The 14,210-nt window shown below is 68.4% G+C and carries 13 protein-coding genes; 9 read left to right on the top strand and 4 right to left on the bottom strand.

From position 1 onward, the window contains the following. Positions 1-453: 453 nt before the first annotated feature. Both K5L94_RS01905 and K5L94_RS01900 read left to right on the top strand, forming a co-directional pair. Entirely contained in the window at positions 454-1,014 is a 561-nt protein-coding gene (locus K5L94_RS01905; protein ID WP_274511897.1) for a PadR family transcriptional regulator, read from the top strand. 60 nt (positions 1,015-1,074) lie between these two features. Continuing rightward, positions 1,075-1,872, top strand: a complete 798-nt coding sequence (locus K5L94_RS01900; protein WP_133936411.1) for a siderophore-interacting protein — start codon at positions 1,075-1,077, stop codon at positions 1,870-1,872. Between the two features lie 750 nt (positions 1,873-2,622). On the opposite strand, the gene K5L94_RS01895 is transcribed toward K5L94_RS01900, so the two are convergent. Beyond that, complete coding sequence (locus K5L94_RS01895; RefSeq protein ID WP_274511896.1) at positions 2,623-3,456, bottom strand: hypothetical protein; 834 nt, start codon at positions 3,454-3,456, stop codon at positions 2,623-2,625. A gap of 208 nt (positions 3,457-3,664) precedes the next feature. Here K5L94_RS01895 and K5L94_RS01890 point away from each other — a divergent pair, with 208 nt between their 5' ends. Next, a complete protein-coding gene (locus K5L94_RS01890) occupies positions 3,665-4,066 on the top strand; it encodes a hypothetical protein (protein ID WP_164086172.1) in 402 nt (133 codons plus the stop codon). Positions 4,067-4,286: 220 nt separating this feature from the next. Here K5L94_RS01890 and K5L94_RS01885 read toward each other — a convergent pair whose 3' ends face one another. Together K5L94_RS01885 and K5L94_RS01880 are read right to left on the bottom strand one after the other, a co-directional pair. Then, the gene (locus K5L94_RS01885; protein WP_274511895.1) at positions 4,287-4,994 is read right to left on the bottom strand and encodes a YceI family protein; all 708 of its coding nucleotides are present in this window, start codon (positions 4,992-4,994) and stop codon (positions 4,287-4,289) included. 75 nt (positions 4,995-5,069) lie between these two features. Then, positions 5,070-5,660, bottom strand: a complete 591-nt coding sequence (locus tag K5L94_RS01880; protein ID WP_274511894.1) for a malonic semialdehyde reductase — start codon at positions 5,658-5,660, stop codon at positions 5,070-5,072. A gap of 126 nt (positions 5,661-5,786) precedes the next feature. Here K5L94_RS01880 and K5L94_RS01875 point away from each other — a divergent pair, with 126 nt between their 5' ends. The 5 genes from K5L94_RS01875 to K5L94_RS01855 all read left to right on the top strand — a co-directional run bounded on the left by K5L94_RS01875 (position 5,787) and on the right by K5L94_RS01855 (position 9,165). After that, positions 5,787-6,746, top strand: a complete 960-nt coding sequence (locus K5L94_RS01875; RefSeq protein ID WP_274511893.1) for a mitochondrial fission ELM1 family protein — start codon at positions 5,787-5,789, stop codon at positions 6,744-6,746. A 104-nt stretch (positions 6,747-6,850) separates the two neighbouring features. Further along, a complete protein-coding gene (locus tag K5L94_RS01870; RefSeq protein ID WP_049457909.1) occupies positions 6,851-7,078 on the top strand; it encodes a hypothetical protein in 228 nt (75 codons plus the stop codon). 48 nt (positions 7,079-7,126) lie between these two features. Then, on the top strand, positions 7,127-7,978 hold the full coding sequence (locus tag K5L94_RS01865) for a DUF2145 domain-containing protein (RefSeq protein ID WP_274511892.1): 852 nt from the start codon (positions 7,127-7,129) through the stop codon (positions 7,976-7,978). Between the two features lie 35 nt (positions 7,979-8,013). Next, the gene (locus tag K5L94_RS01860; protein ID WP_197565056.1) at positions 8,014-8,529 is read left to right on the top strand and encodes a hypothetical protein; all 516 of its coding nucleotides are present in this window, start codon (positions 8,014-8,016) and stop codon (positions 8,527-8,529) included. 75 nt (positions 8,530-8,604) lie between these two features. Then, positions 8,605-9,165, top strand: coding sequence for a queuosine precursor transporter (locus K5L94_RS01855; protein ID WP_180880388.1), 561 nt, complete (start codon positions 8,605-8,607; stop codon positions 9,163-9,165). 306 nt (positions 9,166-9,471) lie between these two features. Here K5L94_RS01855 and glnE read toward each other — a convergent pair whose 3' ends face one another. After that, positions 9,472-12,267, bottom strand: a complete 2,796-nt coding sequence (gene glnE / locus K5L94_RS01850) for a bifunctional [glutamate--ammonia ligase]-adenylyl-L-tyrosine phosphorylase/[glutamate--ammonia-ligase] adenylyltransferase (protein WP_274511891.1) — start codon at positions 12,265-12,267, stop codon at positions 9,472-9,474. A gap of 366 nt (positions 12,268-12,633) precedes the next feature. On the opposite strand from glnE, the gene scpC reads away from it, so the two are divergent. Further along, positions 12,634-14,148, top strand: a complete 1,515-nt coding sequence (gene scpC, locus K5L94_RS01845) for a succinyl-CoA:acetate CoA-transferase ScpC (RefSeq protein WP_274511890.1) — start codon at positions 12,634-12,636, stop codon at positions 14,146-14,148. Positions 14,149-14,210 lie beyond the last annotated feature (62 nt).

The following is a 14,210-nucleotide window of genomic DNA, read 5'->3' as shown; positions in this document are numbered from 1 at the left end:
TACGCAGGCGTATGGATGCAACCGGCCAGTGTCCGCAAGGGGCTTGCAAGGGCCCGTGATGGCCCTGCGGCGGGCCTTGGCGGCTGCGCGGGCTGTCGCTTGCGGGCCGCTGCGGCCATGTGCAGGACGCAGTGTTACCGCTGCCGATGACGGTTGTAGGGCAACGCCGGCACCACGGTAGGTGGAGGCCGGGGCGTGGTTCTGAACCGGCGACAACATGTCGCAGCCGCCACTGGATCGGCGCCGCCGATGGGCCCAGCGTGGGCCGCGAGTGATGGGCCTGGCGCCCTGCTCCCTTCCACAGTACCGCCGGGGCGCCCTGCAAGGGGCGCCCCTTTTTCTGTGCGCGGGGCCGGCCGTGGCCCAAAACGGGATTGCTTGTGGCCGGATCGATGATTGCCGGCTTCGATATATCGATATATCGTTTGCACACTCGTTTACCGATATATCGAAATGAGCCGTACCCCCTCTCCCAGAGCCCGTTCCACCGATTCGGCGGTGCCGCGTCGCAACGGCCAGCCGCGGGTGCTCAGCCGTGGCGACCTGCGCCTGCTGGTGCTGGCCCTGATCGGCGAGCAGCCGCGCCATGGCTACGAGCTGATGCAGCTGATCAGCAACCAGTTCATGCAGGCCTATACGCCCAGCGCCGGCACCATGTACCCGCTGCTGGCCAGCTTCGAGCAGGCCGGCTGGATCGAGGCCGAGGAAGTGGACGGCAAGCGGATCTTCCGCATCACCGCCGCCGGCGAGTTCGAGCTGAAGGTGCAGCGCACCCAGGTGCGGCTGGCGCAGCGACGCGCCTTCGACCGCGCCCGCGAGATCACCAAGGCCTCGCTGCCGCCGCCGCTGGCCACTGCCCTGCGCGAGTTCAAGCGGGCGCTGGTGCATCACCACGGCCGCTGGGCCGAGGGCGAGGCGGACGAGGTGGCGGCGCTGCTGACGCGGGCCTCGGCCCTGCTGAACGGTACCGCCGGTAGCGAGACATCACCGCTTTCAACGACCCAGCCAGACTGACTCCAGCCAGGTCCTCCCCCATGCCGCGCGCCCCCGCGCGACCCTTTTACAGGTATCCCCATGACCGAACACAACAACACGCGCCTGCGCCTGGATGTGCGCTTCCGTGAACTGACCGTGCTGCGCACCGAGGAAGTCACCCCGCACATGCGCCGCGTGGTGCTGGGTGGCGACGATCTGGCCGGTTTTGATTCGCCCGGCGCCGACGACCACATCAAGCTGTTCTTCCCCAACGCTGCGGGCGAGATGGTGCTTCCGGTACTGACCGCCGAAGGCCGCAGCTACCCGGCAGGCAAGGAGCCCTCGCCGGCCCGCGACTACACCCCGCGCTGGTGGGACCACGAAACCGGCGAGCTGGCCATCGACTTCGTGCTGCACGACCAGGGCATTGCCGGGCCGTGGGCCGAGCAGGCGCAGGCCGGCGACGTGCTGGTGATCGGCGGCCCGCGCGGCTCGTTCGTGGTGGCCGACAGCTACGACGCCTATGTGCTGATTGGCGATGAAACCGCGCTGCCGGCCATCGCCCGCTGGCTGGACGTGCTGCCGGACGGCGCCGAGGTGCAGGCATTCATCGAAGTGAGCGATGAGGCCGAACGCCAGGACCTGCCGCAGTACGAGAACGTGCGCATCCACTGGCTGGAGCGCAACGGCTTCCCGGCGGCCAGCAGCACGCTGCTGGAAGACATGCTGACCGACTTCGAGGCACCGGACGGCGATGTCTTCTACTGGATCGCCACCGAATCGCGTCGCGCGCGGATGATGCGCAAGTTCATCGAAGGCCACCTGGGCGTGCCGCGCGACTGGATCCGCTCGACCGGCTACTGGAAGGCCCACCCGGACGAGACCGACGGCGATTGAGCAAGAGAGGGTGGGTGCGGGCTTCCCTTGGGTGGTTGCTGACGTCCCTGGGTGGTTGCTGACTTCCCTTGGGTGGGTGCGGACCGTTGGTCCGCACGCCCTTTGACCGGTAGTGCCGGCCGCTGGCCGGCAACCTCATCAACCTTCGGCAGGAACCTGCAGCTGCCGGCCAGCGGCCGGCACTACCACGCTGGATGCCACCTGCAGCGCGATGATCAGCAGCGGCAGCAGCCCGAAACCCGCACGCATCGCGCTGCGCGCGATGAGTCGAGCGTGGCTCGACTCTACAGGGGGCCATCGGCGGTCGCCTGGGGGTAGTGCCGGCCGCTGGCCGGCAACCTCATGAACCTTCGGCAGGAACCTGCAGCTGCCGGCCAGCGGCCGGCACTACCACGCTGGATGCCACCTGCAGCGCGATGATCAGCAGCGGCAGCAGCCCGAAACCCGCACGCATCGCGCTGCGCGCGATGAGTCGAGCGTGGCTCGACTCTACAGGGGGCCATCGGCGGTCGCCTGGGGGTAGTGCCGGCCGCTGGCCGGCAACCTCATGAACCTTCGGCAGGAACCTGAAGTTGCCGGCCAGCGGCCGGCACTACCACGCTGGATGCCACCTGCAGCGCGATGATCAGCAGCGGCAGCAGCCCGAAACCCGCACGCATCGCGCTGCGCGCGATGAGTCGAGCGTGGCTCGACTCTACAGGGGGCCATCGGCGGTCGCCTGGGGGTAGTGCCGGCCGCTGGCCGGCAACCTCATGAGCCTTCGGCAGGAACCTGCAGCTGCCGGCCAGCGGCCGGCACTACCGCGTAGGATGCCACCTGCCGCGTCCACCCGAACCGCCGCGCGGCCCAGATCTCCAGCGCTACCAGCAGCGCGATGACCAGCAGCGGCAGCAGCAGCCCGAAGTACACACCGGGCATCATGCCGTTGATCTGCGCCTTCACCAGCCGCAGCACGCCACGGGTGTGCAGCAGCTCATCGACGTGCATGGTCAGCGCCTCGCGCACCACCTTGGGCTCCAGGCCGATCGTGCCGGCCTTGTCCACCAGCGTGTCTTCCACCATGCCGCGCAGCAGGCCTTCGCGCACCTTGCCGATCACCCAGCCGGTGCCGCGCGCCAACGGGCCGTTGCCAAGGCGGTCGAGGCCGGGCAGCGGATGCTCGCTGAGGTAGGCCGAGGCCACGATATCGGCGACATCGCCCACCGTGCCCTGGCTGCGCAGGGCCTCGCGCATGCGCGGGTCATCCAGCGAATCGGTGAAGCCTTCGCTCCAGCCTTCCACCAGCGTCTGCAGGTGCGGCTGGAAATGATCGAGCTGCTTGAACAGCGCGCGGTGCGCACCGGCAGTGAAGCCCAGTTGCAGGCCGAAGAAGGCGGTGGCCAGCGGCAGCAGCACCACGTAGCTGGCCAGCAGCCAGTGATGCCAGCGCTTGCGCCGCTGCAGCCAACCGCGGCGGTGCAGCCAGCGCCAGCCGAGGATGCCCAACGCCAGGCCCAGCAGCGTGCCGAGCACACTGCCGCCCAGAAGATCGAGCACGCTCAGGCCCGTCCAGAATTCGTTCAACCAGTACTGCGCGTCCTGCATGGGTCTTCCTTCCGTGGGTAGGCTGCACGCGAATGCCAGCCAGGTAGAGTCGACTGTTAGCCGACTATCGCGCGCAGCGCGGGGGTTTCCGGCATCGCGCGAAGAGCAGTCGACCAACAGTCGACTCTACCAAAGCGGAGGCCTCCCGGCCCGGAGCACGCCCAGCAATGCGACAATCGCGCTCCTTTCCTGCAGCAACGAGGCCCACATGGCCAAACTGACCCTGGCCAGCGTGGATGCGCTGCGTACCCGCTTCGCTGATGACGCTGCGTGCGATGCCGCGCTGGCCACCTTCGCCGACACCGCCGCCCTGCGCGTGCCGCTGCGTGAGCTGGTGGAAGCGCAGCACCGCTACCTGCAGGCCGAATTCGAAGTGGCGCAGGTGGCCGATGTGCTGCGCCGCGACCAGAAGTACGCACCGGTCGGTCGGCCTTCGATCAACATCGTGCAGCTGCGCAAGCAGCAAGCCGCCACCAAGCAGGCCGCGTTGATCGCACGCCAGGTGGTGGCGCAGGCCGCGCAGACCTTCGTGCGCGTAAGCGGGCTGGCGGTGAAAGCCAAGCAGAGCCCGAGCGAGGCGTGTGCAGCGTGGTTGGGCGCGCTGCGCTGAGGGATCGTGCGGACCAACGGTCCGCACCCACCCGATGCAGGTTGGCACCCATCCAATGCAGGTTGGCATCTACCGGGTAGTGCCGGCCGCTGGCCGGCAACCCCATCCACATCGGGCACCTCGCGTGCAGCCGGCCAGCGGCCGGCTCTACCGGAACCCAAAAAGAAGGCCCGCTTTTCAGCGGGCCTTCTGCCTTCTCACGACGAGTGAGCGGGGTGCATCAAGCGGCCGGCTTTTCGCCGGTGGCTTCGGTGGTGATGCGGATCTTCACTTCATCGCTGACGTTCGGGGCGTAGGCGCCGACGCCGAAATCGCTGCGCTTCAGCGTGGTGGTGGCATCGAAGCCGGCGGCCGGAACCTTGGCCATCGGGTGCTCGCCGCCGCCGTTGACGGTGACGTCCAGGGTGACCGGCTTGGTGATGCCCTTGATGGTCAGGTCGCCGGTGACGGTCAGCTTGTTGGTGCCGGCCGCTTCCACCTTGGTGCTCTTGAAGGTGGCATCGGCGAACTTGGCGGCGTCGAAGAAGTCGGCGCTCTTCAGGTGCTCGTCGAACTTGGCGGTGAAGCTGTTCAGGCCGCTCAGCGGCAGCTTCACTTCCACGGTGGACTTGGTCACGTCTTCGGCGTTGTACACCAGGGTGCCTTCAACGTTGCCGAAGTGCGCGCTCGGGTTGGAGAAGCCGAAGTGGCTCCACTGCGCCAGCACGTCGGTGTGGCTCGGGTCCAGCTTGTAGGTGCCCGAGGCGATCTTGATCGCTTCGGCCGCCGGCGCGGCAGCGGCGGCATCGGCGGCCGGGGCAACAGCCTGTTCGGTGGTGGCCGGGGCGGCGGCATCCGCGGCCGGGGCAGCGGTGTCGGCCGGCTTGGAGCAGGCGGCGATGGCCAGGGTCAGGGCCAGCGGCAGCAGCAGTTTACGGGTGGCGCTCATCTGAGGAACTCTCCGGATCGTAGGGTGGGTGCAACAGGGGCCGCCAAGGTGACGGCCCGAAACCGATACAGCGACTTACGCGATGCGCGCCGCTTCGTCGAACGACAGGCGCGGCAGACGCGGGAACAGGCCCGCCGGGTCACCGTAACCCAGGTTGACCAGGAAATTCGACTTGATCGAGGTACCGGCAAAGAACGCCTCGTCCACCTTGGCCGCATCGAAGCCGGACATCGGGCCGGCATCCAGGCCCAGCGCGCGCGCGGCCAGGATCAGGTAGGCGCCCTGCAGGCTGCCGTTGCGGATGGCGGCTTCGTGGCGGCCTTCCTGCGGGCCGTCGAACCAGGCCTTGGCATCGGCGTGCGGGAACAGGTACGGCAGCTTTTCGTGGAAGTCCAGGTCGAAGCCGATGATGACGGTGACCGGGGCGGCCATGGTCTTGTCATGGTTGCCTTCGGACAGGGCCGGGGCCAGCTTGGCCTTGGCGTCCTTCGAGGTGACGAAGACGAAGCGGGCCGGCGTGGTGTTGGCCGCGGTCGGGCCCCACTTCACCAGGTCGTACAGTTCCTGCAGCAGGCTGGCCGGAACCGGCTTGTCGAGGAAGGCGTTCTGGGTACGGGCAGTGCGGAACAGCTGATCGAGGGCAGCAGCGTCGAGCGCGTGGGACATCGGTGGATCTCCAGGGCGGCGAAGGGAAGTCAGTGCCCGCGGGCGGCGCGGGGCGAATCGACGAGCCGCAGTGTAGAGTGTCGCGACTGTTGCAACACCCAGCAGGGCTGAAACGAATTAATGCCAATGGTGAAACGATCGAGCGCACCCTGGACGGTCACTGACGGCCGCGCGGGCAATGTCCGCCAGGCGGCTGCGCTGGCCTCGGCGCTGCGCCAGGGCACCCATCGGCCGCTGGTGCTGCAGCCGCGCGCGCCGTGGCGCTGGCTGTCGCCGCGGCGCCTGCCCGGCGATGTGAACGGCTATGGCGAGGCCTTCGCGACGCTGGCCGACGAGGCCCCGGCGCTGGCGATCGGCTGTGGCCGCCAGGCCGCCGGTGCCCTGCGCGTGCTGCGTGCGCGCGGCAGCCAGGTGGTGCAGATCCTCGATCCGCGTATCAGTGCCCGCCATTGGGATGTGGTGGTGGTGCCCGAACACGACACCCTGCGCGGCAGCAACGTGCTGACCCTGCTCGGCAGCCTCAACCCGGTGGACGACGACTGGCTGGCCTGGGGCCGCGCCGCGTTCGCCGGCTTCAGCACCCTGCCCGGCCCGCGCACCGCGCTGCTGGTGGGCGGGCCCACGCCATTGGCGCCGTGGGACGAACCGGCGATGGTGGGTGTGTTCCGCGCCCTGGCCGAGCAGATCCGCAGCGAGGGAGGCAGCCTGCTGGCCACCACCTCGCGGCGCACGCCACCGGCCTTGGCCGAGATCCTGCGTGCGACCTTCGCCGACCTGCCTCACGTGATCTGGGGCGATGGCGGCGACGGAGTGAATCCGTATGGCGGCCTGCTCGGCTGGGCCAACCGCGTGGTGGTCTCGCCGGACTCGGTAAACCTGCTCTCTGAAGCCTGTGCCACGCGCATGCCGGTGATGGTGGCGCTGGCGGCTACCGCACAGGGACGGCTGGCACGCTTCCAGCAGCAGTTGCGCGAACGCGGCCGGTTGCAGGAACGCTGGCTGGACTGGCAGTACGACCGCATCGAACCGCTGCGCGAAACCGCGCGGATCGCCGCGGAGGTGAACCAGCGCCTGGCATCAAGGTAGTGCCGGCCGCTGGCCGGCACCATCTGATCGCCCAGCGATTTTTGAACATCTCGATTGGGCCGCACGGTTAGAGTCCGGTGTTTCCGATCGGACTGAACGCCTCCATGCGCACCCTGCTCCTGCTGCCGCTGGCCCTGCTCGCCGCGTGCTCCACGTCGCCCACCGAGCTGGACCCGATCTCCTACCAATGCCAGCAGCAGCTGGACGCGTACCGCGAACAACCGGCGCTGCGCGATCCGAAGGGCCAGCGCCCGCCGTTGCCGGTGGCACCCATCAGCGACGCCTGCGACCGCGAACTCAAGCGCAAGGGCGTGGACCGCCCGCTGCGCTGACCGGCGTATGATCGGCACGCGGCCCTCACCGCCGTTGAAGGTACCGACATGGATCGTTTCTATCGCCTGCCGCGCGCCGCGCTGCTGATCGCCAGCCTGCTGGCGACCGCAGCGGCCTGGGCCAACAGCACCGAGTGCCGCGAGCGCTTCCCCAGCGTGGCCGCACAGGCCGCCATGCTGGATGTGGCCTGGACCACCGCCGAACGCCTCGATGCGCTGCCCGATGTGGACGTGGTGGTGGCCGCGCGCGGTGGCCAGGACCTGAGCCGCTATGGCCTGCGCCACAGCCACCTGGCCTTCCTGCTGCGCGAGGACGACGGCCGCTGGCGCGCGATGCACCTGCTCAACCGCTGCAAGACCGACAGTTCGCAGTTGTACCACGAGGGCCTGGGCAACTTCGTCGGCGAGAGCGGTGGCCATACCGACCTGCGCATCGGCGTGCCGTCCGCGCCGCTGCGTGCGGCACTGCGGGCGATGCTGGTATCGCCCTCGATCCAGCCCAAGGCACTGCACGAATCGAAGTACAACGTGGTGGCCTACCCGTTCGCCACCGACTACCAGAACTCCAACCAGTGGGTGCTGGAAGTGCTCGCCGCGGCGATGGCGCAGAGCGAGGGCGCGCCGGCCATCGTCAAGCGCGAACAGGCGCAGCAGTGGCTGCGCCAGCAGAAGTACCAGCCCAGCGTGCTGCACATCGGCCTGGGCAAGCGCGTGGGTGCGCGCCTTTTCGTGGCCAACGCCACCACCACCGATCATCCGGCCAGCGAACGCATCTCCGGCAACTACTCGGTGGTGACGGTGGAATCGGTGTTCGACTTCCTGCACCAGCGCAGCCAGCTGCAGCAGGAACTGGTGATTCCCCATGTGCCGGTGGCCGGTGCGGCCGCGGCCACCCCGTGAATTTCATCCCCTTTTTCTGGCGACCAGGAGGTCCCATGTTCCGTTGCCTGCGCGTTCCCGCCTCTGCCCTGCTGCTTTCCGCCTTGCTGGTGCCCACCGTCCATGCGGGCGCTGCGCCGCAGTTGAACAGCAGCCAGGCCAGCGTGATCGTGACCTCGTTCGTGGTGCTGTCGCTGCCGATGGCGGCTTCGATGGGCCTGTCCGAACTGTCCAAGGCGCCGTTCAAGGCCAGCGAGCGCAACGGCAAGGCCACCCGCACCAAGGCGGTGCCGTTGCCGCCGATGGAAGTGAAGAAGGTGGAGACCACGCCGGAGGGCGAGCGCCAGGTGCAGCTGCAGGTGCCGGACAAGGCCGACCACACCGCCACCCTGCGCTGGACCGTGCAGCCAGAGGGCGAAAACCCGACGGCCGCCTTCGTGGTGGGCCAGCAGGTGCATTTCGACCCCACCGAAGCCGGCGCTGGCTGGAACGTGAAGAGCGCACAGGGCCAGACCCTGGCCTACGTGCCGACCGCGTATGCCGCTGGCGATGTGATGAGCGAAGCGCTGTAAAACTGAACGACCGGTTTTGGATTTGCCGCGGGCCGGGCGGATAATGGGCGATCCCCTTTATTCCCCTGGCTCGCCATGTCCGTGCGTCCTGCCCCTGTGTTTGCCCCGCTGACCCCGCGCGCCCTGGTGCTGGCGGTGCTGGCGATGGGCGTGGTGGTGCTGCTGTCCAACGTGCTGGTGCAGTACCCGATCAATGACTGGCTGACCTGGGGCGCCTTCAGTTATCCGGTCGCGTTCCTGGTCAGCAACCTGATCAATCGCCGCTTCGGCCCGGGCCCGGCCCGCCGCGTGGCGTGGATCGGGTTCCTGGTGGCGGTGCTGCTGTCGATCTGGGTGGCGACGCCGCGCATCGCCATTGCTTCATGCTCGGCGTTCATCGTGGCGCAGCTGCTGGACATCACCGTGTTCGACCGCCTGCGCCGTGGCAGCTGGTGGCGCGCGCCGATGGTGGCAACCACCTGCAGTGCCACCGTGGATACCACCATTTTCTGGTCGATCGCGTTTGCCGGTTCGACCCTGCCGTGGGTCAGCTGGGCCGCAGGCGACCTGGCGGTGAAGCTGGCGATCGGCGTGTGCCTGCTGGCCCCGTTCCGCGCACTGCTGTGGAAGATGGCGCCGCTGCGCGCCACCAGCTGACCGCACTTCTCTGGTGGGTGCCAACCTTGGTTGGCACGCTGTTGCCGAGGTCATGAACCCTGATGGGTTGTGCCAACCAAGGTTGGCACCTACCAACAGCGGGGCATCGCCGGGCCATTGCTCTGGTGGGTGCCGACCGTTGGTCGGCACGCTGTTGCCGGGGTCATGAACCCTGATGGGTTGTGCCAACCAACGGTCGGCACCTATCAAGGGCGGGCCATTGCCAGAGTCATGAACCCTGATGGCCTGTGCCAACCAAGGTTGGCACCCACCAGAAGCAGGCCATTGCCCAGCCATCGCTGCCTGTCAGGCGAACGGCAGCTTCGCTTCAACGCACGCCGAAGTGATCGCCGCACACGCCTCTTCAATGGCCGGGGTGGTCGGTGCCAGCCGTGGCCGCCGATCCAGCGTGCAGGCCAAGCCAACCTCCAACAACGTCGCGTGCGCGGTGTGCAGCGCCTGCGTGGTGGCTTCGGGCAGGAAACCGGCGGCGCCCAGCGCATCGATCAACGACGGTGTGTCGCGCGGCTCGAGCAGCGCCGGCACCTGCGCACTGCGCGCCAGCACGCCGGTCTGCAGCAGGAATTCCAGATCCACCACGCCACCGGCGCCCTGCTTCAGGTCCAGCCGCGCGGCATCGCTGCGGTCCAGTTCGGTGCGCATGCGCCCGCGCATCTTCAACACGTCGGCATACAGCACACCGGCATCACGCTCGCGGCCCAGCGTCTGCGCACGCACCTGCTCAAAGGCGGCCAGCAGGCTGGCATCGCCGGCCACGCCACGCGCGCGCACCAGCGCTTGGTGTTCCCAGGTCCACGCGCGTTCGCGCTGGTAGTCGGTGTAACTGGCCAGCGAAGACACCAGCGAGCCCTTACCGCCATCCGGGCGCAGGCGCACGTCGATGTCGTACAGGCGGCCGGCGGCGGTGACCGCGCCAAGCAGCGCCATCACCTTCTGCGCCAGGCGCGCATACCACCGCCCCGGCTCCAGCGGGCGCGCGCCATCGCTGGCGTCCACGCCGGCCGGGTTGTCGTGCAGGAACACCAGATCCAGATCGGAACCGAAGCCCAGCTCCAGGCCGCCGAGGCTGCCGTAGCCGATGATCGCAAAGCGCCCACCGGGAATCTCACCGTGTGCAGCCCGCATGTCCGCCTCGGCCATCGCCAGCACGGTGATCACCACCGCCTGTGCCAGCTCGGCCAGTTGCCGGGTGCTGTCCACCGCGCCCTGGCGACCATCCAGCGTGGCCATCGCCATGCGGAAGCTGAGCGCCAGCCGCGTCTCGTTGAGCCAGCGCAGCGCGGATTCGGGATCTTCCACCGACAACACCTGCTGGCACTCGGCCAGCATGCCGGCGGCATCGGGCATCGGCCCGGACACGCGCACGTCCAGCAGCTCATCCAGCAGCAGCGGATAGGCGGCCAGCCGCTCGGCCAGCAGTGCACTGCGCGCCAGCACATCGACCAGCCGCGCCAGCGCGCTGGGTTGTTCGTCCAGCAGGGCGAGATAACTGGTCCGGCGCAGCACCGCCTGCAGCAGGCCGAGCACGCGCTTGAGCGCGGCATCGGGCTGCGGAGAGCGCGTGGCCGCGTGCAGCAGCGCCGGCAGCACGCGGTCCAGGCGCGCACGCGCGGCATCGGACAACGACTTCACACCGCTGCCCTGGGCAAAATCGCGCAGCGACTGGTCGGCGCCGTTCGCATCGAGGAAACCGGCTTCGGCCAGCAGCGGCGCATTGCTGCCGTCGGGCAGGCTGCGCCAGTAGTTGGCCAACGCATCGGGCGCGGCCTGGCCCTTGCGCGGTGCAAGCAGCGCGGCGAATTCGGTACTGACCCGCTGCTGCTGTTCGGCCAGCGCCGCGCGCAGCACCTCCCAATCCGGATAACCGAGGCCGACGGCGATGCGCTCGCGGTCCAGCGTGTCGCTGGGCAGCACATGGGTCTGTGCGTCGCGCAGCATCTGAAGGCGGTTTTCCAGCCTGCGCAGGAACAGATAGGCCTCGCGCAGCGCGGCGCCATCCTCGGGCGCGATCTGCCCGGCCGCCACCAGTGCCTCCAACGCCACCAGCAGACGACGCTCGCGCAGTGCCGGTTCACGGCCGCCGCGGATCAGCTGCAGTGCCTGGCACAGGAACTCGATTTCGCGGATGCCACCGGCACCCCGCTTGATGTCCTCGTGCAGTTCACGGCGCGCAACTTCGGCAGTGATCGCCGCCTTCATCTCGCGCAGGCCGTCGAGCGCGGTGAAATCCAGGTAGCGGCGGTACACGAACGGGCGCAGGGTCTGCAGCCACGCTTCACCGGCCTCGATGTCGCCGGCCACGGCACGCGCCTTCAACCACGCATAGCGCTCCCAGTCGCGGCCCTCGCGCTGGAAGTACTGGTCCATCGCCGCGAACGACAGCGCAACGCGGCCGGCGCTGCCGAACGGGCGCAGGCGCAGGTCGACGCGGTGGCTGAAACCATCGACGGTGGTTTCGTCCAGCAGTTTGGCCAGGCGCTGGCCGAGGCGGGCGAAGTACTCCTCGGCGGCCAGCGCGCGCGGGCCGTCGGATTCGCCGCCCTGCGGGTAGGCGTAGACCAGGTCGATGTCGGAACTGAAGTTGAGCTCGCCACCGCCCAGCTTGCCGAGCCCGAACACCACCAGCTGCATGGGTTGGCCGTGGTCATCGCGGATGACCCCGTGGCGTTGCGCGAATTCCTGTTGCAGCGCGTCCAGCGCCAGCCGCAGGCAGTCTTCGGCCAGGGTGGTGGCGCCGGCCAGGGTCTGTGCCACGTCGTCCAGGCCGGCCAGGTCGCGCCAGATCAACCGCGTCGACATCGCCGTGCGCCAGCGCCGCAACTGTGAAGGCCAGTCGCTGGGCTGCAGCGGGTCGAGCACCGGCGCGGGAATCGGCGGGCAACCGGGCGCGGCCAGCTGCGCCAACAGCGCCGGTTGGCGAACCAGGGTGTCGAGGGCAAAGTCGCTGGCCACCGCCAGCCGGGTCAGCAGCGGCTGCAGGTCGGGTGGGATCGGCTCGGGCAGCACCTGGGCCAATCGCGACAGGGCACGGTCGACAAGGGGCTGCAGGGTAGCGGGCAGTTCAGCGGGGGCGAGGGTCATGGCCCGATTGTATCGACCCGGTCGGGGCGCAACGGACCCGGTAGTGCCGGCCGCTGGCCGGTAAGGGTGAAGAGGTTGCCGGCCAGCGGCCGGCACTACCGATAATGGATGCCGCGTATTCATAATGGGCGGCAGGCAATAAAAAAGCCCGCTTGCAGCGAACTGCCAGCGGGCTCTGCTCCCTCCCCCACGTCGGGATGCAGGGCCATCGTGCGGGCTGCGAAAGCACTTTGCACGCTGCACTGCAAAACAAAACCGGCCGGTTCGGGTGACCCCCGTGGGGAAAAGCCATTCCACGAAGGTAGAACCCCCCGTACGGCGGGGGATGGCCGATAATCGGGTTTCCCCCCGAGAAACACTGTCGTCATGTCTGTTGATCGCATCGCCAACGCGCGTCTTCGTGACCGCGTGGTCTCCGCCGAGGCCGCAGCCGCGCTGATCCAGCCCGGTGAAACCGTGGCCATGAGCGGCTTTACCGGCTCCGGGTATCCCAAGGCCGTTCCCGTCGAACTGGCGCGCCGCATCGAAGCGGTGCATGCCCAGGGCAATCCCTTCCAGATCAAGCTGATGACCGGCGCCTCCACCGCGCCGGAACTCGATGGCGCGCTGGCCAAGGCCGATGGCATCGCCATGCGCATGCCGTTCCAGAGCGACCCGGATGCGCGCAACCGCATCAACGAGGGAAAGCTGGATTACATCGACATCCACCTCAGCCACGTCGCCCAGCACGTGTGGTTCGGCTTCTACGGCGAGATCGATACCGCCGTGATCGAAGTGTCGGCCATCCGCGAGGACGGCTCGCTGGTGCCCTCCACCTCGGTCGGCAACAACAAGACCTGGCTGGACCTGGCGAAGAAGGTGATCGTCGAGGTCAACGAATGGCAGCCGGCCGGCGTCGACGGCATGCATGACATCTACTACGGCACCGCGCTGCCGCCGCACCGCAAGCCGATTCCGCTGGTGAACGCCAACGACCGCATCGGCGACACCGCGCTGCGCTGCGACCCGGACAAGATCGTGGCGGTGGTGCGCACCAACGGCCCGGACCGCAACAGCCCGTTCAGCCCGATCGATGCGACCAGCGAGCAGATCGCCGCGCACCTGATCGAGTTCCTCAAGCACGAGGTGAAGAAGGGCCGCCTGCCGCCGAACCTGCTGCCGCTGCAGTCGGGCGTGGGCAACATCCCCAACGCGGTGCTGGCCGGCCTGGCCAAGAGTGGTTTCCGCGACCTGGGCGCGTTCACCGAGGTGATCCAGGACGGCATGCTCGACCTGCTGCGCGACGGCGTGCTGAGCTATGCCTCGTGCACCGGCTTCGCGCTGAGCCCGCAGGCCAACGAGACGTTCAAGGAGCACATCGATTTCTACCGCGAGCGCATCATCATGCGCACGCAGGAGATCTCCAACCATCCGGAGCTGGTGCGCCGCCTCGGCTGCATCGGCATGAACGGCATGATCGAAGTGGACATCTACGGCAACGTCAATTCGACGCACGTGATGGGCACGCGGATCATGAACGGCATCGGCGGTTCGGGTGACTTTGCCCGCAACGGCTTCCTGTCCGCGTTCCTGAGCCCGTCCACCGCCAAGAACGGCACCATTTCGGCGATCGTGCCGATGGCCAGCCACGTCGACCACACCGAGCACGACGTGTCGGTGATCGTCACCGAACAGGGCCTGGCCGACCTGCGTGGGCTGACCCCGCGCAAGCGTGCGCAGGTACTGATCGACAACTGCGCGCATCCGGATTTCCGCGCGCAGCTGCAGGACTACTTCGACCGTGCCAGCCGCGAGAGCTACGGCAAGCACACCCCGCACCTGCTGCCGGAAGCGCTGTCGTGGCACCAGCGCTGGCTGGATACCGGCACGATGAAGGGCTGAGGCCCGCGAACACTGGTAGAGCCGGCCGCTGGCCGGCTCCCCAGAACAGCCGGCCAGCGGCC

The sequence above is a fragment of the Stenotrophomonas forensis genome, from assembly GCF_028752115.1.
GTDB lineage: Bacteria > Pseudomonadota > Gammaproteobacteria > Xanthomonadales > Xanthomonadaceae > Stenotrophomonas > Stenotrophomonas forensis.
This window is presented reverse-complemented; position numbering and strand designations above follow the sequence as displayed.

Coding starts and splice junctions, on each gene's coding strand:
- K5L94_RS01905 (WP_274511897.1), top strand. CDS start 454: ATGAGCCGTACCCCCTCTCCCAGAGCCCGTTCCACCGATTCGGCGGTG.
- K5L94_RS01900 (WP_133936411.1), top strand. CDS start 1,075: ATGACCGAACACAACAACACGCGCCTGCGCCTGGATGTGCGCTTCCGT.
- K5L94_RS01895 (WP_274511896.1), bottom strand. CDS start 3,456: ATGCAGGACGCGCAGTACTGGTTGAACGAATTCTGGACGGGCCTGAGC.
- K5L94_RS01890 (WP_164086172.1), top strand. CDS start 3,665: ATGGCCAAACTGACCCTGGCCAGCGTGGATGCGCTGCGTACCCGCTTC.
- K5L94_RS01885 (WP_274511895.1), bottom strand. CDS start 4,994: ATGAGCGCCACCCGTAAACTGCTGCTGCCGCTGGCCCTGACCCTGGCC.
- K5L94_RS01880 (WP_274511894.1), bottom strand. CDS start 5,660: ATGTCCCACGCGCTCGACGCTGCTGCCCTCGATCAGCTGTTCCGCACT.
- K5L94_RS01875 (WP_274511893.1), top strand. CDS start 5,787: ATGGTGAAACGATCGAGCGCACCCTGGACGGTCACTGACGGCCGCGCG.
- K5L94_RS01870 (WP_049457909.1), top strand. CDS start 6,851: ATGCGCACCCTGCTCCTGCTGCCGCTGGCCCTGCTCGCCGCGTGCTCC.
- K5L94_RS01865 (WP_274511892.1), top strand. CDS start 7,127: ATGGATCGTTTCTATCGCCTGCCGCGCGCCGCGCTGCTGATCGCCAGC.
- K5L94_RS01860 (WP_197565056.1), top strand. CDS start 8,014: ATGTTCCGTTGCCTGCGCGTTCCCGCCTCTGCCCTGCTGCTTTCCGCC.
- K5L94_RS01855 (WP_180880388.1), top strand. CDS start 8,605: ATGTCCGTGCGTCCTGCCCCTGTGTTTGCCCCGCTGACCCCGCGCGCC.
- glnE (WP_274511891.1), bottom strand. CDS start 12,267: ATGACCCTCGCCCCCGCTGAACTGCCCGCTACCCTGCAGCCCCTTGTC.
- scpC (WP_274511890.1), top strand. CDS start 12,634: ATGTCTGTTGATCGCATCGCCAACGCGCGTCTTCGTGACCGCGTGGTC.